This window comes from Mesorhizobium sp. M7A.F.Ca.US.014.04.1.1 (assembly GCF_003998745.1).
GTDB classification, from domain to species: Bacteria; Pseudomonadota; Alphaproteobacteria; order Rhizobiales; family Rhizobiaceae; genus Mesorhizobium; species Mesorhizobium ciceri.
Genome location: NZ_RZRW01000001.1, coordinates 1 through 21,654, shown reverse-complemented (window position 1 = coordinate 21,654; position 21,654 = coordinate 1). Strand labels below are relative to the sequence as shown.

19 protein-coding genes and 3 pseudogenes are annotated in these 21,654 nt (G+C 57.4%); 16 read left to right on the top strand and 6 right to left on the bottom strand.

All coding sequences use genetic code 11. The features are described 5' to 3' along the window. Positions 1 to 26: 26 nt before the first annotated feature. The 7 genes and pseudogenes from EOA22_RS00105 to EOA22_RS00075 all read left to right on the top strand — a co-directional run bounded on the left by EOA22_RS00105 (position 27) and on the right by EOA22_RS00075 (position 9,429). Positions 27 to 1,550 (top strand): fumarate hydratase, encoded by a 1,524-nt coding sequence (locus tag EOA22_RS00105; protein ID WP_063169307.1) that lies wholly within the window; start codon positions 27 to 29, stop codon positions 1,548 to 1,550. Positions 1,551 to 2,043: 493 nt separating this feature from the next. Further along, positions 2,044 to 2,541, top strand: a complete 498-nt coding sequence (locus EOA22_RS00100) for an Lrp/AsnC family transcriptional regulator (protein WP_063169306.1) — start codon at positions 2,044 to 2,046, stop codon at positions 2,539 to 2,541. A 1,402-nt stretch (positions 2,542 to 3,943) separates the two neighbouring features. Continuing rightward, positions 3,944 to 4,804: a DUF4231 domain-containing protein gene (locus EOA22_RS00090; protein WP_063169305.1), complete on the top strand. Its 861-nt coding sequence runs from the start codon at positions 3,944 to 3,946 to the stop codon at positions 4,802 to 4,804. A gap of 9 nt (positions 4,805 to 4,813) precedes the next feature. Further along, a complete protein-coding gene (locus tag EOA22_RS00085; RefSeq protein WP_063169304.1) occupies positions 4,814 to 5,320 on the top strand; it encodes a TIR domain-containing protein in 507 nt (168 codons plus the stop codon). A gap of 483 nt (positions 5,321 to 5,803) precedes the next feature. Then, positions 5,804 to 6,224 (top strand): annotated as a pseudogene (locus tag EOA22_RS38490) (transposase); the annotation flags it as partial. Positions 6,225 to 6,414: 190 nt separating this feature from the next. Continuing rightward, positions 6,415 to 7,821 carry an aminotransferase gene (locus tag EOA22_RS00080; protein WP_063169303.1) on the top strand — a complete coding sequence of 469 codons (1,407 nt, stop codon included), beginning with the start codon at positions 6,415 to 6,417 and terminating at the stop codon, positions 7,819 to 7,821. An 870-nt stretch (positions 7,822 to 8,691) separates the two neighbouring features. Continuing rightward, entirely contained in the window at positions 8,692 to 9,429 is a 738-nt protein-coding gene (locus tag EOA22_RS00075; RefSeq protein ID WP_082826574.1) for a LuxR family transcriptional regulator, read from the top strand. A 175-nt stretch (positions 9,430 to 9,604) separates the two neighbouring features. Here EOA22_RS00075 and EOA22_RS00070 read toward each other — a convergent pair whose 3' ends face one another. Then, complete coding sequence (locus EOA22_RS00070) at positions 9,605 to 10,561, bottom strand: IS481 family transposase (RefSeq protein WP_063169302.1); 957 nt, start codon at positions 10,559 to 10,561, stop codon at positions 9,605 to 9,607. A 438-nt stretch (positions 10,562 to 10,999) separates the two neighbouring features. Continuing rightward, positions 11,000 to 11,281, bottom strand: coding sequence for a DUF2285 domain-containing protein (locus EOA22_RS00065; RefSeq protein WP_063169301.1), 282 nt, complete (start codon positions 11,279 to 11,281; stop codon positions 11,000 to 11,002). Between the two features lie 115 nt (positions 11,282 to 11,396). Between EOA22_RS00065 and EOA22_RS00060 the strand changes: the two genes are divergently transcribed. Next, on the top strand, positions 11,397 to 11,630 hold the full coding sequence (locus tag EOA22_RS00060; RefSeq protein WP_082826573.1) for a helix-turn-helix transcriptional regulator: 234 nt from the start codon (positions 11,397 to 11,399) through the stop codon (positions 11,628 to 11,630). 438 nt (positions 11,631 to 12,068) lie between these two features. Here the strand turns inward: EOA22_RS00060 and EOA22_RS00055 are convergent, their stop codons facing one another. Beyond that, complete coding sequence (locus tag EOA22_RS00055) at positions 12,069 to 12,335, bottom strand: DUF2285 domain-containing protein (protein WP_063169299.1); 267 nt, start codon at positions 12,333 to 12,335, stop codon at positions 12,069 to 12,071. A 109-nt stretch (positions 12,336 to 12,444) separates the two neighbouring features. On the opposite strand from EOA22_RS00055, the gene EOA22_RS00050 reads away from it, so the two are divergent. The 7 genes and pseudogenes from EOA22_RS00050 to EOA22_RS00025 form a co-directional block, all read left to right on the top strand. Next, the gene (locus EOA22_RS00050; RefSeq protein ID WP_029354714.1) at positions 12,445 to 12,663 is read left to right on the top strand and encodes a helix-turn-helix transcriptional regulator; all 219 of its coding nucleotides are present in this window, start codon (positions 12,445 to 12,447) and stop codon (positions 12,661 to 12,663) included. Positions 12,664 to 13,320: 657 nt separating this feature from the next. Then, complete coding sequence (locus EOA22_RS00045; RefSeq protein ID WP_082826572.1) at positions 13,321 to 14,265, top strand: DMT family transporter; 945 nt, start codon at positions 13,321 to 13,323, stop codon at positions 14,263 to 14,265. After that, positions 14,262 to 16,244 (top strand): argininosuccinate synthase-related protein, encoded by a 1,983-nt coding sequence (locus EOA22_RS00040; protein WP_063169298.1) that lies wholly within the window; start codon positions 14,262 to 14,264, stop codon positions 16,242 to 16,244. The genes EOA22_RS00045 and EOA22_RS00040 overlap by 4 nt, the downstream gene beginning before the upstream one ends. Before the next feature lie 221 nt (positions 16,245 to 16,465). Next, positions 16,466 to 16,693 carry an aminotransferase class III-fold pyridoxal phosphate-dependent enzyme gene (locus EOA22_RS39490; protein ID WP_263485461.1) on the top strand — a complete coding sequence of 76 codons (228 nt, stop codon included), beginning with the start codon at positions 16,466 to 16,468 and terminating at the stop codon, positions 16,691 to 16,693. Beyond that, positions 16,654 to 16,902 carry an aminotransferase class III-fold pyridoxal phosphate-dependent enzyme gene (locus tag EOA22_RS39485; RefSeq protein ID WP_063169297.1) on the top strand — a complete coding sequence of 83 codons (249 nt, stop codon included), beginning with the start codon at positions 16,654 to 16,656 and terminating at the stop codon, positions 16,900 to 16,902. The genes EOA22_RS39490 and EOA22_RS39485 overlap by 40 nt, the downstream gene beginning before the upstream one ends. 308 nt (positions 16,903 to 17,210) lie before the next feature. Continuing rightward, a pseudogene (locus EOA22_RS00030) lies at positions 17,211 to 17,445 on the top strand (aldehyde dehydrogenase family protein); the annotation flags it as partial. Positions 17,446 to 17,513: 68 nt separating this feature from the next. Continuing rightward, a pseudogene (locus EOA22_RS00025) lies at positions 17,514 to 18,169 on the top strand (IS630 family transposase); the annotation flags it as partial. A gap of 501 nt (positions 18,170 to 18,670) precedes the next feature. Here the strand turns inward: EOA22_RS00025 and EOA22_RS38485 are convergent. Then, positions 18,671 to 18,955, bottom strand: coding sequence for a hypothetical protein (locus EOA22_RS38485; protein WP_245478569.1), 285 nt, complete (start codon positions 18,953 to 18,955; stop codon positions 18,671 to 18,673). Between the two features lie 119 nt (positions 18,956 to 19,074). On the opposite strand from EOA22_RS38485, the gene EOA22_RS00015 reads away from it, so the two are divergent. Further along, the gene (locus tag EOA22_RS00015; RefSeq protein ID WP_244514237.1) at positions 19,075 to 19,275 is read left to right on the top strand and encodes a hypothetical protein; all 201 of its coding nucleotides are present in this window, start codon (positions 19,075 to 19,077) and stop codon (positions 19,273 to 19,275) included. 307 nt (positions 19,276 to 19,582) lie between these two features. On the opposite strand, the gene EOA22_RS00010 is transcribed toward EOA22_RS00015, so the two are convergent. Next, positions 19,583 to 20,281 carry an OmpW family protein gene (locus tag EOA22_RS00010; protein ID WP_063169295.1) on the bottom strand — a complete coding sequence of 233 codons (699 nt, stop codon included), beginning with the start codon at positions 20,279 to 20,281 and terminating at the stop codon, positions 19,583 to 19,585. A 38-nt stretch (positions 20,282 to 20,319) separates the two neighbouring features. Beyond that, a partial coding sequence (locus EOA22_RS00005) for a prolyl oligopeptidase family serine peptidase (protein WP_164755148.1) occupies positions 20,320 to 21,654 on the bottom strand: 1,335 nt, incomplete at its 5' end.

Sequence of the window (21,654 nt, the reverse complement as noted above, 5' to 3'; positions counted from 1 at the left end):
ATCCGGTGGGAAACAGAACACGGACCATGGCCGGTAGCGACATCACAAGGAGCGTCGCCGACGCCCTTCAGTACATCTCGTACTATCATCCTCCAGATTATATCCGGTCTCTTTCTCACGCATACACGCGAGAACAGAGCCCGTCGGCGAAGAATGCCATAGGTCAGATTCTGCTGAACTCCCGCATGGCGGCCTTTGGGCGGCGCCCGATTTGTCAGGACACCGGACTTGTGGTTGTCTTCGCAAAGGTCGGCATGGATGCCCGCATTAAGTCAACAGCCAGTTTCGCGGATCTTGTGAATGAGGGCGTACGTCAAGCCTATCTCGATCCGGACAATCCCCTTCGGGCATCGATCGTTGCGGATCCCCTCGCTAGACGGGTCAACACCCGCGACAACACACCGGCAGTTGTCCATGTCGACCTGGTGCAAGGTAACCAGATTGAGATCACCATCGCCGCGAAAGGCGGCGGGTCGGAGAACAAGGCACGTTTTACCACCCTCAATCCCACCGCCTCCGTTTCCGACTGGGTGGTCAATACCGTTTCGACCCTTGGCAGCGGGTGGTGTCCACCTGGACTGATCTCTGTCGGCATCGGTGGTAGCGCTGAAAAGGCGATGCTGCTGGCCAAGGAGGCCATGAACGAGCCCATAGATATGGCGGAACTGATCGCAAGGGGGGCGTCAAGCGCAGAAGAGGGGCTGCGGATTGAGCTTTATGAGCGGATCAACGCGCTTGGTATCGGCGCCCAAGGCCTTGGTGGTCTGACGACAGTCGTTGACGTCAAGGTTGCGACCTATCCTACTCATGCAGCGTCCAAGCCTGTGGCGCTCATCCCGCAATGCGCCGCCAACCGGCACCTGAAGTTTACTTTGGACGGCTCTGGACCCATCAGCCTCCAGCCGCCCGATTTGCGCGAATGGCCCGACATCGGAGCCGACGAATTGAACCCAGCCGGCGTCCGGCGGGTCAATTTAGATACGCTTACGAAGGAAGAGACGGCATCGTGGCGCTGCGGTGAAACGCTCCTGCTTTCTGGAAAGATGCTGACGGGCCGTGACGCTGCCCACAAACGAATGGTCGAACTGATTGATGCCGGCAAGCCGCTCCCAGTCGATCTGAGGGGCCGCGTGATCTACTACGTCGGTCCCGTCCGGGCAGTGAGGAATGAAGTCGTTGGACCCGCCGGTCCAACAACCTCCAGCCGCTTGGACGATTTTACGGACAAGGTGCTCGCCGAAACCGGCCTTTTCGCGATGGTGGGCAAAGCGGAGAGGGGACCGGCGGCCATCGCGTCGATTGTAAGACACAGAACGCCATACCTTGCTGCAGTGGGTGGCGCTGCGTACCTGATTTCAAAGTCGATTAAGGCGGCGCGGATTGTCGCCTTTGAAGACCTGGGCATGGAAGCCATCTATGAATTCGATGTGCAGGACATGCCCGTCGTCATGGCTGTCGATGTTGAGGGAAACTCCATTCACAATTCCGGGCCTCTTGAGTGGCGTAAGCGTATGGCAGCCGACAGCATCGCACGCAACATCGGTGTTTGAGTCTTTCCGGTTGGGCGATTTCGGCCAGACCCGAGCGCCAAATTATCGGGCAAGCCATAAGACGAGCGGCATTTGCGGTGCCCTGCGCCTCGGCGAGCCGGCCAAGCAAGGCCTTCAATTCACCCTAATAGTTGAATGTGCGAGTGAATACTGCATTGAGTATGCCGTCCATGCGATCGAGGGTCGAATGCAGTCGCGCGTCTATCAAGTACGGCAGCGAGATTCAAGAAAATCGGTTATCTATTTATCATGGTCTCCGCCGCCGCCGACTATTCTCTCCAGCTGCACCATTGCCCCGTTGGGCGTTGGGGCGATAGCCAAATTACTTCTGCAGCTTTTCTCAGCGGATCGCTCACCCTCAGCTGATTTTCGTACCCCATTCTGGCACATCTCGGGCCTGGAACGGATGCCTTCCACTGCTACATTCGCTCGTTTCAATTGATGATAGAATTGATCGGCACACAACGCGATGTCATCGCTGAGAGCATAGGTTATGAAGTCGAAACCCGATCCCGTGCAACTCGACAGTTGGGACCTGCGGATCCTCTCCGAAATTCAGGCAGACGGTCGGATTTCAAAAAGTGAGCTTGCAAAACGAGTTCATCTTTCGGCGTCCGCCTGTTCGGAGCGGCTCCGAGCACTCAAGGCCGCGGGGATTATTGAGGGATTTTATGCGCGGCTGAGTCCTGCCCTCATCGGCGGCATGATCTTTGTGATGGTGGAGGTCGTGCTGGATCGTCATCGTCTTGAGGACCAACGACACTTCGAAACTGCTATCCAAGACATTCCGGAAATCCTGGACTGCTGGGCAATTGGGGGGCGCGTGGATTATCTGATGCGGGTCGCATCTCGTTCTATGGCCGCCTATCAGGATTTCATGGAGGGACTGCTGCAGGCAGGCTTGGGGATTGATCAATACTATAGCCTTGTCGTCACGAAACCAGTGAAGTCCAATTCACCGATACCTTTGTCCGCCCTGAGGCAACGGTAACCCAAAAGCTAAGTTTCAACGGCGTTTGGCACGGATCCCGTAGATTCGTCGGCAAAAGGCACCCATTCCGACGAAACTCAAGGGACATTTGCGGTATACTAATTGCTGGAAAAAGGTGGCCGAGCGCTATCCGCCAGTTGATCGCGAGCAAGGACGATGCGCTTGAGCAATCTGGAACCGATCTATTCCAGGAGAGGATCGAAGCAGCCATCGGACGCACTTGCCCAGCACGGTTACGGCGAGAAGCCAAACCGGATCGTGCCTGGTTGAGGAGGCGTCCATATCTAAGATGCGAAGTGCCGAAAAATGCCTCTACCGCTACTTCAAGGGGGGAACTTTCGCCCTGGATTGGCGATCAGTGGCGATTGAGCTTAGTCGCGGTCAGCGCATCCGTGTAGGGGGCGAAATCTACAGCGAGGGTTTGGCAAGCCGACGGGTAGCGGGAGTGCAAGCTGGCCCGCTCGGCCTTGGCGACCAACCCGGCCCTCGACGCCTGCGGACATTCGGAGATCGCGTTTTTACGTCCTAAGTTCGTTGCTGTTCGAGATTAGGAGATCGTCTGTCCTGTTTGACATTGCTGGTCTCCGCAGCCTTCTAAGCGAGGAGCATGGCTGTGCCGGGATCGCGTAGGTGGGTGACAAGGCCGGTCACTCCTGCCACCCGACGTGGTCTTTGAGAAGGTGGAGGTTGCGCTACCGGCTGGAGAGCATGGTGCCAGTTTTCACAAGACAAGGGTCGCTTAATCGAATGGGCGTCAAGTTCATAGATTGCGAACAGATCATGGGGGGATTTGAATAGTGCTACTGACCGAGGCAGAGCTGAAAAGAGTTGCGAATGCCAGTCGAGGACATAGAGCCGCATCGATCGTTCTAAAGGAAGAGACGGCCGCAGCTACAGCCAGATCGTCATTCGACGTTTTTCTGTCACATTCTTTCAAGGACGCAGAGATCGTTCTCGGTGTGAAGCGAATTTTCGAGGAGCTTGGGTTCACTGCTTACGTAGATTGGGTCGAAGATTCACAACTGGACCGCACAAAAGTCTCCTCGGCCACCGCCGAGTTGCTGCGGACCCGTATGAGGCAGTCAAAGACGCTAATCTATGTGCATTCAAACAATTCTCCAGGATCCAGATGGATGCCTTGGGAGCTTGGCTTTTTCGATGGGTTTCGGACCGCGGTAGCGGTTCTGCCCGTGGCAAAAAATTCTTCGGAAACATTCTCCGGGCAAGAATTTTTGGGCCTATACCCTTACATTGATGGGACAGGACCTGCATTCCTGTTTATGAACAGAGGGACCGCGCCTCGCTCAAGAATAGGCTCTGTAAGCTCGACTGCTAACCTCACGTTTGCCAAATCCTGGCTTAAAGAATTTACCGCCACAAAATAGACTGGTGTGCTTCAAAAATGAAATATCCTGGACTCTATAATAGCGCCGACGTGGCATCCAACGAGCAGCAGGCGACGTTTCTGCGCCTGATCCGGGCAGAGTACGTTCTTCTTTTTTTAGCGTCGGTGCTCTCTTTGGACTTGTCGCCATCAAAAGCCTATTTCGGTGTCTATGCTGCGGTATTTCTTTGCTCAATGGGAGTCCTCATTTTCCGGTCGGTCACAAAGCCCGAGCAGGTCTGGTATCAGGCTCGAGCTCTGGCAGAGTCGGTGAAGACATTGACTTGGCGCTTCGCGATGCGAGCACAGCCGTTCGATGACGCGCGCGCCGCTGACGCCAGAGCTGATTTTCGAAAGCTCATGGAAGGTATCCTTGATAGCAATCGTCACCTTGGTAGCGCGTTGAGCGGCACCGATTCAGCATCCCCCCAAACAACCGACCAGATGATGTCGATAAGGGACTCCCCGCTAAAAGAAAGAAAAGACCTATATCTGCAGAGACGAATCTGCGACCAACGGAAGTGGTACGAGAAGAAGGCGCGCTCGAACAAGAGGTCCGCGAAAGTCTGGATGGGCCTTGGTATTTTTGCATACGCTCTGGGATTCTCGTTCATCGTAGTACGCATCGCTGACCCCGCGATGCCAGGCTGGCCGACCGAGCCGCTAATTGTCATCGCCGCCTCCCTTATTGGGTGGACCCAGATCAAGAAATTTAACGAATTGGCATCGGCTTACACGTTGACAGCTCACGAGATCGGCTTGACTGCCGACCTTATTACGGACGCCAACTCGGATGAGGCATTCTCCGCCGCGGTGAACGAAGCCGAACTGGCTTTCTCACGGGAGCACACCCAGTGGGTTGCTCGTCAAAACAACTAAGAGACAACAATGGCATACAGCGATCCGACCTATGTAATATTTGACGGCGATGAAGACGCTTGGGCATACCGCTTTATGAAAGGGTGGAACGCCAGCGAGAATGTGAGTTTTGAATTCGCGAACGCTCACGATCTGGACAATATGACGAGCCGAGCACAGGACGAAGATTATGTTAAACGCAATCTTCGCAACAGAATGAATGGATCGAGCCAGGTACTTGTCCTGATCGGTGAGAAGACGAAAAACCTTTTTCGCTTCGTGCGCTGGGAAATGGAATTGGCTCTTGATCTAGGTCTGCCGATAATCGCAGCAAACCTTAACGGCTCGCGGCAACAAGATGTGAGCTGTCCGCCTATCATCAGGGACAAATGTGTTGTGCACGTGCCGTTCAAGATGAAGGCCATCAAGCACGCGCTAGCCAATTGGCCGAGCGAATTTCATCGGCTTTCAAACGCTCAGCGTGGCGATGGCGCCAGGAGCTATGGCGAAAGCACCTATCGCGATCTCGGCTTATAATCGCCACCTAAAAGCACTTAGCCGCCCAAACATCCTCGCCATCCGCTGGCGGCGACTAGCCTTAGCAACGTCCGCCAGCGTGTTCCGAGCTTGCCGAGCGATGATAAGAAGAGCACGACGTCCGATTTGCTGAGTTTGGCTGAAAGCTGCAGGTCATGTGCAACCTATTAGAGGAGCCCCGCTCGAAGCGTCGGATCGTCAGACAAGATCATGTCGCGCGAGGGCGCTGGTTTCGCGAGGAAAAGGAGCGGCTGTTCGATGTTTGAGGCTTGATCCAGCGTTTCGAGACTGCACGAGCGGCCAGCATTGATGGAGGCAGCTTTTCAGGCCGCGCAATTCTGTCGGCTCGCCCCCTCCTGCGAGCCGCAGCTCGGCTCGCCCTGCGCAGCAACCACGAATTTGCGATCGCAAGAAAGGCAACACGCTGACGATAGAACTTGGCGGCGCTGGTCGGCTGCGAATCAAGATGTCAATGGCAAGGAGCTCTCGCCGCGCGTCTTTGCCGGGCCGAACCTTCTGGCTATGCTCCTTCGAGAAGTCTGCCGAGCACCAGCCGCCGCACCGCCAAAGCTATCAATATGCGCGAGGGCACGACCTCAGCCTCTCAGCGCTGGCCAACCAGGTTGGAGCCTGTGCCGCGGCACGGAACCCGCTGCCTGCTGATCGAGGCGAATGTGCTTTGCCCCTGATCACCTCATTACCACCCTTGGGAAGGGCAAGACCGATCCGGACCGTCAGAATGTAAGGGATGACCGGCAGTTCGGCGGAACATGGCCGCCGGCGCTCTATCGTGCCTCGCGCGGCCGGCGGGAACAGCGTCCCGAGCGCTATTCATCCGTCAATATCGCCCGCTAATCGGGCACTATGCTGGGCGCATGCGCGTCGTAAGCTGTTCGTGTTTGCAGGACGCGCCCCCGACCCTCGGCTAAGGCGAAGGTGACGCCTTAGTTTTCACGGCAATTCGGGCCGATCCCGCGAATTTCACGGCGAATAACCTGCATTCCCGAGAAACTCAAGGGACGTTTCCGGTATGCTATTTGCTAAACAGGTGGCTGGCCGAGTGCCCTCCGCCAATTTATCGCGAGGAGAGGGACATGCGCTTGAGCAATCTGGGAACCGAGCAACTCCGGGAGAAGGATAGAAGCTTCGTCTTCCATCCTTCTACGCATCTGGCCAAGCACAGCCGAGGCGAAACGCCAAATAGGATTATGGCCGGTGCGGAAGGCGTCTATATCTGGGACACCGAAGGCCGAAGGAGCCTCGACGGTTTCGGAGGACTCTACTGCGTCAACATGGGATATGGATGCACGGAGATCGCCGAGGCCATTGCCAGGCAAGCACACGAATTGCCGTTCGCGCACGTCTATGCCAGCCAAGGTACGGAGCCGGTCGCCCTGTTGGCAGAGGCCGTGGTCGAGTATTTCGGTCAGAACATGCGAAGGGTCTATTTCGGCCTCTCCGGTTCCGATGCCAACGAAACCAACATCAAGCTGGTCTGGTACTATAATAACATTCTTGGCCGGCCCGAAAAGAAAAAGATCATCTCGCGAAATCGCGGCTATCACGGGTCTGGATTGGTCACGGGTAGCCTAACTGGCCTTCCCTTCTTTCACAATTTCTTCGACCTGCCTCTGGATTTGGTGCGCCATACAACCACGCCGCACTATTACCGCCAGGCGCGTGTCGAGGAGAGCGAGGAAGCGTTCTCCCGGCGCTGTGCCGATGAGCTTGAAGCCTTGATCCTGGCCGAAGGACCGGAAACGGTTGCAGCTTTTATCGGAGAGCCGGTACTTGGGACAGGAGGTATTGTGCCGCCCCCCAAAGGGTACTGGACGTCCATTCAAGCGGTGCTCGACAAATACGATATCCTTCTAATCGCGGATGAAGTGGTCTGTGGCTTCGCGCGAACCGGCGAGAAGTTCGGTTCCCACCTGTATAACATGCGTCCGGATTTCGTGACCATCGCAAAGGGTTTGAGTTCCGCCTACCTCCCCATCTCCGGGTCAATCATTGGCGACCGTGTCTGGTCGGTTTTGGAACAAGGAACTGAGAAGCACGGCGCACTCGGCCACGGCTGGACATATTCGGGGCACACGCTTTGTGCCGCAGCCGCGCTCGCCAATATTCGACTGCTTAAAGAAAAAAATATTCTGGAGCATGTCCGCGATGTTGGACCGTATTGGCAAGACCGGATGAAGGCCGAGCTGGCGGGACATCCCATCGTTGGTGAAGTTCGCGGAGTGGGTATCCTGTCGGCCGTAGAGATGATGCGGGACCCAAAACAAAGGATACCATTCGAACCCGACCTTCAGGTCGGGGTGCGCACTGCAGCTGCTCTGTTTGAGAATGGTGTCATCGGACGGGCCATGCCGCATGGCGACATCCTCGGTTATGCCCCCCCCCTGATCATTACCCGAAAAGAGATCGACATCATTGTCGACGCGACGGTAAAGTCGGTCGATACCACCTATCGCGCGCTGAAGGCCGAGGGTGCCGTATGATTTTGCGATCGCGAAGGAGCGAGTCCGGAGGCAGGCATGTCCCTGCGCGCTACTGCGCCGAGCAGACCCAAAACTGTTGAATTCCAGATATCTGATCTTGAGCATGCTCCGGGCTATTTCAGTCACGATTTGTAACCGAATCAGTTCTGCCGCCGCTGTCCTGTTGCCCAACGACCAGGACCTCTGTGCGGCGCGCCCTGCGGGTGTACCTCCCCGCCGGCAGGGCGCCCTTTTTGACCCACGTAATCAGTATCATTATGGCCCGTGCGGGATCGAGGGTCTGGTAAAGGTCATCTGCACGTTCCGATGCAGATTGAGCTTAGACGTGCCCTTTACATCATTGCAGCGGGCCATAATCATTGCGGTGAATTTTATCACGTCAGGTATATAGAAGGACGATACTCACACGCCACCCCGTTCACAAGGAAAGGCATTTTAATATTGTTGAGACGATTTGCCTATCAAAGAAAAGAAAGCATCGCAACACTTCTTTGCGGATCACGGCGCCCCGGGTGGGGGATGAGCGGCTATCCGAATTGTTATGCTAATGCCGACCCAAATTCCTGCAAAAGCTGGGGTCAATGATGGCTTTTGGTCAGCGCAGGATGATTTCTCCTGATTTGGTCGGTGCAGGGGCGGTCATGATTTAATGCATGGAGATTCTCTGATTGAGCTGTTGAGATCATGAGGCGTCTGCCAGACGCCCATCGGGTGAGCCCAGCATGATTGGGATGACCGACGAAGATCGAAAGTGTGGCAGCATTCTGGAGCCCGGTCAGCCCAGCGACGCCCGCGAATTCAATCACGTTTGTCGGGACATACACGACGCAGCCGGAAGGCGTGCAGAAAGAGGAAGAATCGAGCGCGACGATGACGAGGCACATGCCACTTGTTTTCGAGACATTCCTTGAAAGACTGTCACAGAGTATCGATGAGGCAGATTTCCGGGATGCCATGGCTGAGGCGGCCGGACGACTTGACCTAATCTTCTTTGCCTACCTCTCCTTGCCAGCACGGCCTTCCGGCAAACCGAGGTTAATTTCAAACTATCCACCCCGCTGGACCAGACAGTATCTGGAAAATCAGTATGAGAAACTCGATCCTGTGGTCTTGCGTGCTCGAAATGGCGGCTGCCCGTTTCACTGGGGATCGAATTTGGGAGGCGATAAAATGTCGCCGGCTCAACAGCAGCTATTCGATGAGGCGGCTCAATTCAGCATCTGCTGCGGTTTGACGATCCCAATTGTCGATCTCCGCGGCCGCATCGCTGCGGTTACTTTTGCCGCCGATGAGCCTCGTCCAGTATTTCTTCGGGTCGCTGAGCGGTACGAACAAGCTCTTCAACTGATGGCGGCCTGCTTTCATCGTTGCGTTCGCCGCAAATTGCCGAGCGATCGAACAGTGGATGGGGTTTCGCTGACATCCCGCGAATATGAGTGCCTGAGGTGGGCAGCGCGGGGTAATTCAGCCTGGGTGACCGGCCGCATCTTGGGTATCAAGCCACGCACGATCGCTTTTCATTTGGACAATGCCAAGAAGAAGCTAGGCGTGCGAACCCAAAATCAGGCTATAGCCCTTTTGGGGTCCGAAGGGTCCTCAATTGTCTGAGAAGCTTTTTGATCCCCTTGTGCTCGGGCCATTCGATCGCGCGCTTTGTATCGAGCGTTGACTGGATGCCGAGATCTTCTGTTCCGCCGGCTCGGGCGATGCAGCCGTATTCTTCCAGTCCGCGCCGGTGATCATAGTCTATGGGTGCTCGAGCGGGTGTGTCGTCGCTGACGAGCTAGTTGTGGAGCCTCAACAGGTTGTCCTCGGTTAGAGCGAGGCGACTGATAGGTGTTTTGGACTTTAGGCTCCCGTGGGGACGGTGCCAATTGTATCTGTGCAGCCAGACCGGCAACTCTGCGGCGCGGTGATCTGAAGTCGGATAAGCGATGGCATAAGCCCATTCGCGCAGTGCTGTCTGGATGAAGCGCTCGGCCTTGCCATTGGTCTTGGGTGTATAGGGTCTTGTCCTGACGTGCTTGAGGCCGAGATCGCGGCAGGCCTTGGCGAAGGCCTTTGATCTGTAGCAGGAGCCGTTGTCGGTCATGACGCGGGCTATCGTGACGCCGAGGCTGGCGTAGTAGGCCACCGCCGCCTTGAGGAAGGCGATGGCGCTTTCTTTTTTCTCGTCGGGCAGGATCTGCGAGAAGGCGATGCGGGAGGCGTCGTCGATGCAGACATGGACGAACTCCCAACTGCTGCCGCGCGAGCTGGCATTGCCGGTGCGCTTGCCGGTAATGCGATGACCGATGCGCTCGAAACGACCGAGCTTCTTGATATCGATATGGATCATCTCGCCAGGATGCTCGCGCTCGTAGCGTCGGATCGGCTCGGCCGGTTCGATATCCCGCAACCGCGACAGTCCGGCACGCTTGAGAACCCGGCTAACGGTGGCGGGCGAGACGCCGACCTCATGGGCGATGTGCTTGCCGGTCCAACGTTGCCGCCGCAGCGCCATGATGCGCTCGGCGATCAACGCAGCGGTGGCCTGCGGCATATTGGCGGGCCGCGAGGAACGGTCGATCATGCCGGCCCGCCCTTCGGACTTGTAGCGCTCGACCCAGCGCGCCACGATCTTGGCCGACACGCCGTAGACACGCGCCGCATGGGCTTTGGAGAAAGCGCCTTCTATCACCGACAGCGCCATCTCCTCTCGACGCAGCGGTGTGAGACGGGCATTCTTATGGATGTTCATTCGGACCCTCCGGTGAGTGCTGAAGCTTGGTAACTCCAGTCTCCCCGGTCCGGTCCGAATGGACAACCTCCCGAAAGCTCACAGCTAGTCGTGCGGTTATATAGTTTCCGAGGATGGCCCGCTTGCATACCTGCCTGCCGGTAATCTCTAACCCTTGACTTAGGGCGATGGCTATCGGTTATGCGGCTTGAAAGCGAAGAGGTGGACCCTTCGTCGAGCGCCGGTACGATATGGAGTGCTGCTCCGGGCTAATACCCATCCAGACAGAGCGGAACCTTCTATCACGTCAGACGCTCGGACAGTTGCCAAACCCCGATTTCCTGGGAACTGAATTGTGCTCGCCACCGGGTCCATTTTGCCGGCGCGTCTGTGGTGCAGGCCCCGATCAGCCTGACCAATGGCACAGGAACGCTTCTATGACCGAGCACTGCGAATTTGTCAGCTGGCGAACAATTCCTTGTAGCCGCTCGTCACCATCCAGTTCGCACGGTCGAGATGACTACGAAGCGCCTTCCTGGCGCGCTCCGGTTCAAGTGCCGGATCAATGCCGAGGATCAGTTGGGCCATTTCCTCTTCGGGCGCCTCATCGGCTGAGGCGTCCAGGAGCCTCATATAGATGGTAAAGTGCGCCCTGTCGTAGGCGGTAAGACGGTCAGACCAAGGGACTTCGTCGAGCAGTGTTGAGCTTTGAGTCCTATCTGTTCCCGTTGATTGATTCATGTCTGCCGCGAACCTCGCATGTTGATCGCTGGATCCAAGGCAGAATATCCCAAAATGGGATAATCCGAAACGGGGATTAGTCGCTGAGCCGGTCTCTACCTGCCGGTTCACCTAAATGCCCAAATCTCTTCGATCTCCCCGCCACCAGCGGTTTCTGGCCCAGTTGATCTCACTGCGCAATGTCAAAGGGCTGACGCAGGCGCAGGTGGCTGAGAAGCTTGGTCGTCCGCAATCTTTCGTGGCGAAATATGAGGGTGGCGAACGGCGTCTCGATGTCATTGAGTTTCTCGACGTAACTGCGGCCCTCGATGCTGATCCGTGTGAGATTCTGTTGAGCCTGCGCACGTAGTGGGCGCCCGCGCCCATCACCGCGCGTGCCGTGTGCCGGTGGGTCGAGCCCCGATTTTCTTGGCTCTGGCGTCTCGACCATTCCGCTGCGCCTCCTAGCGCGTCGTTAGACTCTCGCAATTCGCTCTGTTTTGTGCCTTTCTCAGCAGGTGGCGCCGCATCCTTCTAGGCCCGCCGCGGCGTCCCGCAACCCTTAGCCAGCTGTGAGCTTTCAGTAGGTTGTCCATCCGGCCCTTCGGATGCGGTGCGGCTCAGACGGCGGACCCGTTCCTGTCATGATTCGCCGCCGCACCCATTCCTGGGAAGCAGCCATTGGCGAGCGGAGGACAAAATGATGAGACAGCGAAGCGCTGGGCCATCCGCGCTGTGGTGATACGTCGATGCATGGCGGTTGCGCGACTTCGTTGCTTGAAGCGAAGCGACCGCACCGCCCATTTCGTCAACTGGCGAACAAATCCTTGTAGCCGCTCGTCACCACCCAGTTTGCACGGTCGAGATGACTGCGAAGAACGTTGCGTGCGCGCTCAGGTTCGCGTGCCGGATCAATGCCGAGGATCACTTTGGCCATTTCCTCTTCAGTGGCGTTGTCGGCCGAGGCGTCCAGGAGCCTCATATAGGTTGTAAAGTGGTCCTTGTCGTAGGCTGTAATGCGGTCCGACCAGGGGACCTCGTCGGCGAACGGCGTGTTCGATCTGGGCTGCAACATCGCTAATTCTATCTCCGGCCAATGGACCCGCGAAGCCCTGTGCCTGCTAAATGTGGATTACATATTATAGTTGATAAACTCAAGCCGCCTGATCCGCTGGCTTGCGTGCATGGATATGCGCAAGTTGGTCGGACGGAATGTGCAGAGGATCAGGCAAAGGAAGCGCCTGACGCAGGAGCAGCTTGCGGAGATTTCCGGGTTCAGTCAGCAGTACATCAGCGGCTTGGAGAAAGGCCGAAGAAATCCGACAATTATCACGATCTATGAACTGGCATTGGCCCTCGGCGTCAGCCACATGGATCTGGTTCGGCCCGACAAACAGGCATGATACACCCGCCCTCCAAGTAGCTGGCCGCCTGATGGCGCGCGCCGGGTGCTCGTGAACCCAGGCTTTTCTTAGGGTCCCCCGGCAGCCCCTGCCATTTGGCTCGCCCTGGCCCGGCGCACCCTATTGGACAGTCGGCCGCTGCGGTTTTTGTCAGCCTTTCCTGGGGCGGTCGGCATTGCCTTTTAGGCCCGCCGCGGCCTCCCGCAACCTTCGCTCTCGCTTCAGGTCCTTCTCTTGGTTACGATCCTTCGGATGCGGTTCGCCTCTTTCAGCGGGCCTAATCGCTTTCTGCCGCCCACCCCACGGGGACAGCCACGCGAGACTAGTATGGAGCGTTGCGGTTAGCGCACGAACAGCAAAGGAACTGAAAAAACAGGCAACTGTCGAAGCATGGCTGAACCAGCCATCGTGTCGGCATCTTGGAGCCGCGTGTTCGCCTTGAGGCCCTGCCGGTAGGATCCCTGCAGTTGAAGTCATTGTCGGCATTCTGACAACAATGGACATGAACCGCCGAACTATCAAGGCGACCAGGTTGTTGTCTAGCAATGGTTTTCCGAATCGGCACGGCACTTGCGTTACCAAAAACAAGTACGCCGCGGCACGGATCGCCCAAGAGGCTGAACGACCTGATCTGTTTGACCCTCGCAGCAGGGGTGGATGGCTAACACAAAGGAAACTTTGAAGGTGGACGTTTTCGAAAGTTCTCCAATACCTGTCAGGAAAACACGGACGCCATCTTTCTCGGTGGATCTAGCCTTGCTGGGAGTCGCATTCGTTTGGGGGGCGAGCTATCCGGTCGGGAAAGGCGCACTGTTCTACGCGCCGGTTTCGATACTTGTTCTTTATCGCTTCCTGATTACTACGATCATTACGGCAGTGGCTGCAAGACATGAGATCGCATTGGTCTCCTGGGGCGATTTCATCCGCGGCTTCGCATTGGGAACAATACTTTTTTGCATCTTTATTGCTGAAACTTACGGCGTTGCATCGACAAGCGCAATGAACACGGCCTTGATCATATCGCTTTGTGTGATTTTCACGCCGAGCATCGACTATGGGCTATCACGGCGACTTCCACCTACGGGCATTTTGGCAAGTGCTGCCATAGCGTGCATCGGTGTCGGCATTCTCACTGGCGGGATCAGCAGGTTCAGCCCGGGTGACGCGCTTGTCTTGGGGGCCGCGATTCTGCGAGCGGTTATGGTCGTTTCCACCAAACGCCTTCTGGCCGGCCGGCAGATTTCATCTGCAGCCCTGACGGCCATCCAAGGATCGACGGTGGCAACACTTACTTTCGTTTTGGCCGTCGCTCAGTTCGGAATTTCAGGCCTTGTTGTGAGGGCCACCCTTCAGTTTTGGGGCGCTGTTGCCTTCCTTGCACTCTTCTGCACCCTCGCTGCATTCTACATTCAAAATGCCGCAGTGAGAAAATCCACACCGACACGGGTTGGCTTCTTGATGGGAACAGAACCTTTTTTTGGTTTCGTTCTAGCGCACCTTCTTCTGAATGAGCCTTTGACAGTACCGAGCTTGATAGGCGCAGGCCTCGTCCTCGCTGCGACGTTTGCTGGCATCTGGTTTGAGAGCAGGACATCCAAATGAACCCCATCTTGGCTTCCACCAAACCCGCCATCGGCGGCATTTCGAGTTTTGAAGATCTGGAGGCTTTTCCGGACCGAACCGCACCAGTTGCAACCATGTTCAGCGGCGGTCTCGACAGCACCTATCTTCTCTACAAGCTGCAAAGCCTTGGCTTTGCGAACATTGAAGCTGTCGCAGCGGATGTCGGAACGCGCATCGATCAGCCTTTGTTGGAACGGACGGCAGCCATGTTCGGCGCGCGCTTTGTCTGCCTCGAAGGGCGGGATGCCTTTGTCGAACAAGGCGTGAAATCAGCCATTCGAGCCCACGCCAAGTACCTTGGCATCTATCCGTTGAGCAGTTCGTTGAGCCGTCCCATAATCGCATCTTTGGTTGTTAATCATGCTAGGTCAATCAACTCACGGCTGGTTCTTCATACAGCAAACCTTTCTCAAAACAGTCTTCCGCGCCTTAACAATAGCATTAAGCGCTCAGGATTTTCCGGCAACTTCGGCAGTCCGTATGAATGCTCTGTGATATCCCGACAACAGAAGACCTCCGACCTGTCCAAGTGTGGAGCGACTTTTGTGGCGGACCGCACGTGGAGCGCGGACGAAAACCTCTGGTGTCGGGAATTCGAGTCGGGGCCTTTGGAAGATCCCGAGAACTTTTCCATCCCCGAGGAGGCATTTGCTTGGACGCGCCACATTCCCGCAGAGCAGCCGGTAGAGATCAAACTCGGGTTTGCAGACGGAAGTCTCGTGTCAATTGATGACCGTGATGTTGCATTGGTCGACGCAATCCCGTTCCTGAATAACACGGTCGGCAAATTCGGGCACGGCCGCTTTGTCGGGCTTGAACACATCACAACCGGCCAAAAGGTTCTCGAAGTCCGCGAGGCCCCTGCCGCGGCCATTATCTTCGACGCGCTGCGTCACCTCGAAACCGCTTCTCTTGACGTGGCATCAATCGTTTTGAAGCAAGGGCTTGAGCAAGCCTGGTCCCAAGAGGCGGTTTCAGGTGCATGGGGCAGTACTATTCACCAGATGTGCGAACGGGCCATTGCATCCGCCCTCGAGGGCGTTAGCGGGAGCGTCAGCTACATAGTCGATCACACACGCTTTTTACCTCGGTCGATCCGAGCCAGGACGCCGAGATACATTAGGGACCGCGACCTTTGGGAATACCAAGCCGCAACCCACATAGCGTTGTCCAAAGCGTTCCGTCCTCGCCAAGTCACCAAAAGGGAGACACCCGTGGAAAACAACGCACCCCAGGCGCCGGCCAACCTCAGTCAACAATGCACTGACGGTCTGGTGACAAATGGATGGTGGTTTTCAAAAGGCGAGCGCGCCGAAGCCTGCTTTGGCATCGAAATTGATGCAGCCTGGAAGAACTTTGCTGACCATTGGAATCGACTTCTTCTCGATGAATACATGCGTGACGGCGGAACATATCGTTACCGGCGCTATAGCGCTTTTGAATATGACGCGACTGACGGAATCTTTAGGCTCCTACCCCACGCCCCCTACGAACAATCAAAAAGTGTCAATCATCTGAATGGCGGCTTCAAGCGCCACTTCGAGCCCCTTGAAAACTCCTTTATAGACCATCCCGTCTTAGAAAAGATTCTGACAGGTTTCTGCAGAATTCTATGTGAAGCCGCCCGACATGATCGTTGGAATATCAAGATCCATCCCTACCGGATTGTCGCGCGCGATGGTGTAAATGGCAAACCGGCACCCGAGGGCCTTCACCAGGACGGGGTGGACTTCATTGCTTGCTATATGATTGGGCGGGTCAACGTCACCGGCGGCATGAGCATGATCACCGACGCCTCAAAGGAGTTCCTCGGCGAGGTCGAAATGAACTCCCCGAATGATTTTGTGATCTGCAACGACCGCGAAACCTTTCACGATGTATCGTCGATTGTGGCCGAAAACCTGAAAATGCCGTACGCTTATCGCGACGTCCTTGTGATCGCCTTCGAGAAATTATAACGCCCAGCGCGCCGAGAGCATTTTCAACAAGGTTCAATACTGCTTGGTATCCTCTCGGGTGTTCCTGGTGCGGGAACAATGCAGGATTAATTTCTTGCATCTAAACACCTAGATAGCAGTTTCGCCTCTCTGGTATGATGGTTTTTGGCCTCGCGGATCTCGCGTAATACGAATGACCGTGGACACCCCCGATCTTCGCAAGAAAGTGAGAAATTATCCTCATGCTGTCCGACGAGGTGGTCTGCGGCTTCGGAGGCACCGGGAACTGGTTTGGTAGCCAGACATTTGGGATGGAACCGGACATGCTCTCGATCGCCGGGGGGCTTTCATCCGGTCACCTGCCCATTGGCGGCGTCATTATCTCGACAAGATTTATCAATGCGCCGCTGACGAGGCCCACAAGGTCGGCGTGTTCGGTCACGGTTTCACCTACTCCGGTCATCCGGTGATAGCGGCCGTCGCCGCCGAGGCGATCAGGATCTACAGCGAGATCGATTTCGTGACCCAGGCGCGTCGTCTCGGCGATCACTTGCATGGAGCCCTCGCGGACGCGCTCGGCGACCATCCGCTTGTCGGTGAAGCCCGCGGCCGCGGCTTCATCGCGGGGGTTCAGATCGTCGAGGATCGTGCGCCCGTCGCGTCTTCGCGCCCGAGCTGAGGATCGGCGATGTCGAGCGGCGGTGCCGCGAGCACGGCGTCATGATCCGCAATATGGGAGAAGTGCTTGGAATCTGTCCGCCCTATATAATCACCGAAAGCGAGATCGACCCCTTGGTTGACGGCATTCGTTCTGCACTCGACGGCGCCGCTGCTGCGAATTCCCGGGTCGGTCGGGTGGCATGAGTTCCAGCATTAAGACCGACTGCTTCACTTCAGTGGATATTATCGAGCAAACGCTCACCCGAGGGGTGCACTTCATCCGTGTCCGGTACAAAACGTCACCCATGTCTCAGGTCGGGCACGCCGCTCGCCAACGACACCGAGTTCGGCCTCGCGGCCTACTTCTACACCGGCGATCTCGGTCGCGCCTTCCGCGTGATGGAAGGACTGAAGTACCGGCGTCAATGAAGGCCTGATCACCACGCCGGAGGTGCCGTTCCGCGGCGTCAAGGAATCGGGCCTCGGCAAGGAAGGCGGCCTCCAGGGCATCGTGGATTATCTCGACACCAAACATGTCTGCATCGGCGGTCTCGGCGTCTAGTGGTTCCCGCCTGACATAGGAGTCCAATCAGAGATTCCCTTTCTGGCCTGCGCGTGCGAGTCTGGCGCATGCGCACAGGAAGATCGTTCACCGTTTCGTCGGCCGATCGCGTCCGTCTGACGGCGCTGATCAGGGATCGCAACGCCCCGCAAAAGCATGTCTGGCGCGCCGAGATAGTGCTTTTGCCCGCCGACGGCGTCGGCACCGGCGAGGTCATGCGCCGCATCGGCAAGTCGAAGACCGACGTCTGGCGCTGGCAGGAGCGCTTTGCCGCGGAAGGCTGTGACGGGCTGCTGCGCGACAAGACGCGACAGTGGCGCATTCCGCCGCTCGGTCCCGATGTCGGCGAGCGCGTCGTGGCACTGACGCTTGCCGATCCGCCGGGCGAGAGGACCCACTGGACCGCCGACATGATGGCGCAAGCCGCCGCAATCAGCGCCAGCGCCGTCAGGCGCATCTGGAAGGCGCATGGTCTCGCACCCCACCGCTGGCGCCAGGTTCAAGCTCTCCAATGATCCGAAGTTCGTCGACAAGTTGCGCGCCGTCGTCGGCCTCTATCTCGATGCGCCGGCCCATGCCATCGTTCTGTCGGTCGATGAAAAGAGCCAGATCCGGCGCTCGACCGCACCCACCCGGCCTGCCGATGAAGAAGGGGCGGCTCGGTACGATGAGGCACGACTACAAGCGCAACGGCACCACCACCCTGTTCGCCGCCCTCAACGTCCACTATTGTCCCGTTGACGAGAATATCATCTTAGTTGCTTGTAAAAATTTGTTCTCCACTTCCGTCTCCATCGTATCTCAGTCAACGCGATGGAGCAGGAAATGACTACAAACATTGTGAAACTGGAAGAAGGCAGGGCAATCGGCTCTAATCGTGACGTGCCGCTGTCAGATCATGAGGCGGAAGCCCTAGGGCATCTTGCGGTGGCGCTGAGTGGCATTTCGACGACCATTCGGTCCGCCGCCTACAAACACGCGCTAAACTCTAGTCACGCGATGAAGCCCCTAAAGGAGACGGAGGACGCGCTTACCGACTACGACGCCTTGGCGAGGGCGGCGGGCCGAAAGCAGCCGAAAGCGGCGGAGGAGGACGACAGGAAGGGGGACGCCCTAGCGAGAGAGGCCGCCGCACAGGTCAGCAGGGTCGATCAGACCCGATCTTCCCGCTGGAGCAGACCGCGAAGGGTACCGGTGGCATCAACGGACTACGTTCGGCAGGTGGTCATGGCAGATAGTCAGCTTGGAGCAGTGTCGGCACTGGTAAACGCGCGGCGAGTGGCTCCAGAACGCTTCCATGCTTCTGTTCCCAGTGTAGATAATAATCCGGATGCTCCGCTTCTGACCTCTTTTTCGGACTATCTGAGCAGGGTGTGCGGACTGGAGTCAAAGTCCCGCGAAGGCGTTCTCCTGGGCAGCCGCCGCTTTCTGGATTGGTTCCATCACCACCATTCCCGGCCAAGCCCTCGGCGCGTTGACGGCTGAGCATGTCCTTGCCGCTGTCGAACATCGGCTGTCACTATCGGCGACCTCCGGTACCCGCACCGGCAGCAACTTCTCACATCGTATTGGGCTGGCCACCACGACCAGAATCTCGCGCGCGTCGTCCCCAGGACGCCCCACTGGCGTTTGGCTCATCTAACCCTCGAACTCGGCTACGGCCCGTCGACGGTCTTCTTCACATGGGTCGGATTCGACGAAATGGACGAGGTCACAGGCGACGGCCATGCTGAACTGCTCGACGACGGCTCCATCGACATCACCTTCTATCACAACGGCGACGAGGCAATCCTCAAGGCCAAACGGGACACTTCTTCAACGGCCTGCTAGGAGATCCGTGTTCGCCTTGCGCTGACAAAGAAGCTCACACATGACGTCCGGGAGACGATGCTGGCAAATGGTCTGGCTGAAGCATTCCACCCACAATACCAAAGCCCGTCCCGATCCAAAGCGCTTCTAAGCACTCCACCTCAGGCGCAAGGCCGGTTGGCCAGTGCATCTTCTTGGTCCGCCGGAAGAGAACCCCGCCCGACAATAGCTTCATGAGGTCTTGCGCTGCAGTGTCGACCGTAAAAAAGGGCGCGCGAGGCGCCCTTCATTTAAACCGGCAGTCGGGAAGCAGACTTCACTCTGATATTCAAAAGCGGTAGGTGACACCTGCGCCTATCAGCCAGGGATCGAGCTCCGCCTTCCCCGTCAGCTTCGCGCCGGTCACCGTGACGTCGAAGTCCGGCTTCAGGAAAAGCTTCTTCACGTCGAAGTTGAGGCCCCAGTGCTGGTCCACCATGTAGTCGAATCCGACCTGCAGCGCCGTGCCGAACGTGTTCTTCACCTTGAGAGCATCAGCGCTGCCAGTGTCCTGGTTGTAGAAGATCGTGTAGTTCACGCCGGCGCCGACATAAGGCTTGAACGCGCCGAGATCGGTAAAATGGTACTGCAACGTGAGTGTCGGCGGCAGCAGCCAAACTTTGCCGATGTTGCCCAACCCTCCGATCGTCCCTTGGCCCGCGATGTTGGCATAAGTGGTACCGAGTATGAGTTCGGCGGCGATGTTGTCGGTGAAGAAATACGAGATATCGAGTTCCGGCGTCACCGTGTCCGAATACGAAAGACCGGAGCCGGGAAGCGTATCAACGTAGCCCAGATCTTTCGTAACGACGCCCAACGCCCGCAGGCGGACCTGCCAAGGGATTGGCGCTTCGGTGACCGAGGCTCCCGTCTCCGCCAGGACGGTCTCTGCTTGCGCAGGCTCCGCGGCGACGGCCTGCTGTCCCACCATGATCAGGGCCACCGCCGCTGCTGTTGCCCGCGCTACGCCCATTCGCGTTCTCGCCATGAGATTCACTCCTTGATGTTCAGAAAGGATGCACTGCACTATTTCGTCTCCTGCTCGAATGAATTGTTGATGGACCTCAAATGCCCCTCTTGCGTTGCAACGCGTTCCGCCGTCTCCGGAGGGTGATCGTTGAAGCCGATTGCGCTGCGGAGAAAATTGGTGCCTAGACTGATGAATGCGGCTTGCTCCCGATTGTCCTCGCCGCAGCCGTGCCCGCCTGCGCTGGCCTCGTAGAAGTAAGCGGGATAGCCAAGAGCCTGCAGTTTTGCGGCCATCTTGCGCGCATGGCCCGGATGGACGCGGTCGTCGCGTTTCGTGGTGGCGATCAGGATAGGCGGATAGGGCTGTCCCGGCGCTGCGGCGTGATAGGCGGAGATTTCCTTCAGGAAAGCCCAATCGTGAACCTTGTCCGGATCGCCATATTCGTCGATCCAGCTCGCGCCCGCCAAGAGCTTGGTGTAGCGACGCATGTCGATAAGCGGTGCTGTGCAGAACAGAGCCCCGAAATGCTCAGGATAGCGGGTCAGCATGTTTGCGATCAGCAGGCCGCCATTTGAGCCACCCTCGGCGGCAATCCGCCTCGGCAGGGTGATGCCCCTTCGCACGAGGTCGGAGGCAACGGCGGCGAAATCGTCGTGGGCGAGACGCTTGCCCTCCCTGCGCCCGGCTTCGTGCCAGCGGGTGCCGAACTCGCCGCCGCCGCGGATGTTCGCCTCGACACACGTGCCACCGCGCTCGAGCCACAGCTTGCCCAGCGGGGAGTTGTAGTAGGGCAGGAATGATACGCCGAACCCGCCATAAGCGGAAAGGTGAATCGGAGCATCTCCGTTCCCGTTCGCCGGACCAACCTGCGTATAGGGGATCAGCTCATGATCGATAGAGACTGCCTCGTGGCGCGTGACCACCAGTCCGGATGCATCGAAATTCTCCGGGCTGCGCTTCAGGATTGCTGAAGCGCTGAGAGACGGCGCGGCATTCAGATCGAACAGCAAGAGCTGCGGCGGCGTGATCGGATCCTGAGCACAGATCAGGACCTCTCCATTGGTCTCGTGAACTGCCGCATCGAATGACCAGACGTCGACAGTACCTTCGGCGGGCAGGGTGTTCAGGACTCGGCGCGTCCATTCCTGGTGGCCGGGAGTGAACATCTCGAAACGCGGTGCGAGATTGACGAGGTAAGAGATAATGAGCTTCCCGTCATTCCAGAAGAATGACTGCATGGAGCGCCTTTCCCCTGGTTGAAACAGGGTCTCAAAACGGCGTCCGCCGGCGAGGAAAGTGGAAAGCGAGATGACGATCAGCGCGTCGGCGGGATGGGTGGTGCCTCCCACCGTCCAGGGCTTGCGCGGCCTTACCGCCAGCCAGTCGCCGAA